1 protein-coding gene is annotated in these 1350 nt (G+C 39.9%); it reads left to right on the top strand.

Annotation, left to right across the window (positions count from 1 at the left end; translation table 11 throughout):
* Positions 1-11: 11 nt before the first annotated feature.
* Positions 12-1350, top strand: a 1339-nt coding sequence (locus IBX48_RS10580; protein WP_365942556.1) for a type ISP restriction/modification enzyme, incomplete at its 3' end; no start/stop codon positions are given.

Genomic DNA, 1350 nt, shown 5'->3' with positions numbered 1-1350 from the left:
TTATGTCGCTTATGGACGACTACAAAAAAGAACCCGGCGGCAAACAAAAACTGCAAGAACGTAACCCGAAATGGATTAACGACGATTATGTGAAATTTATGCGTTTTGCCCAATACTTTATTGAAAAGAACGGCGAAGGTGTGATGGCGTTTATCAACCCACACGGCTTTTTAGACAACCCGACTTTTCGCGGCATGCGCTGGAATCTACTCAGCACTTACGATGAAATCTACACCATCGACCTGCACGGCAACGCCAAGAAAAAAGAAACCGCGCCCGATGGCTCAAAAGACGAAAACATATTTGATATTGAACAAGGCGTGTCGATTAATATTCTGGTAAAAAACGGTTCTAAAATCACCAGGCCTGGTGATTTAGGCCAAATTTATCATTATGATCTCTATGGCAAACGCAAAGACAAATACACCTTCTTAGAAAACACCGCTTTTAAAGATGTGCCCTATCAAGCAATCCCGAATGTTGCGCCTATGTATTTTATGGTGCCTAAGAACTTTGGCTTGCAAAGCGAATACGATAAATTTTTTCCATTAAATAACTTATTTCCAATAAATGGGAACGGTATGACAACTGCCCATGACAATTTTGTTATAGACCAGAATGCACAATCCCTTATAAAAAAATTCAATAACTTCAAACTTTCTGAACCATTAGAAGATGAACTTCATAAAGAATTTGATGTGAAAAAGAAAAATGGGTGGAATATCCTGGAAGGATGGAGAAATCTACAAAATGTGGATGTTAAATCTTTGATTAAACCACTCGCATATCGACCATTTGATAACCAATATATTATTTATGAAGACAAACTTGTCTGGCGAACTGTCAGGAAAGTAATGATGCACTATGCAGGGCAAAATCTAAATATTGGCTTATTAAGTACAAAAGCCTGTAGAGATAAAATTTATGCACATGCGTTTGTAACAACTAATATTTCAGAAGCCATTTTTTTATCAGGTACTACTGGCAGTAACGCCATGAATTTTCCACTCTATCTCTACCCAAAAGAAGGTGGCGAACGCATTCCCAATTTAAACCCCGATGAAATCAAAGCGTTTGAAGCCGCACTGAATCTACCCTTTGCCGCCGAAAACCCAGAAAAATCCTTTGTGCCTTCGTGTCACCTTAACGGTCATCCTGAACGCAGTGAAGGATCTCCAACCGACAAAGCAAGCGCTCAAGAGATTCTTCGCGTTGCTCAGAATGACAACATGCCAGGTTTTTTTACGCCAATCGATATGCTCGATTATATTTATGCGTTACTCCACAGCCCAACCTACCGCGACACCTATAAAGAATTCCTCAAAACCGATTTTCCGCGTGTGCCTTATC

This window comes from Thiomicrospira sp., assembly GCF_014859555.1.
Taxonomy (GTDB): domain Bacteria; phylum Pseudomonadota; class Gammaproteobacteria; order Thiomicrospirales; family Thiomicrospiraceae; genus Thiomicrospira.
The sequence above is the reverse complement of the archived record's forward strand: the minus strand, read 5'-3'. Positions and strand labels throughout refer to the sequence as shown.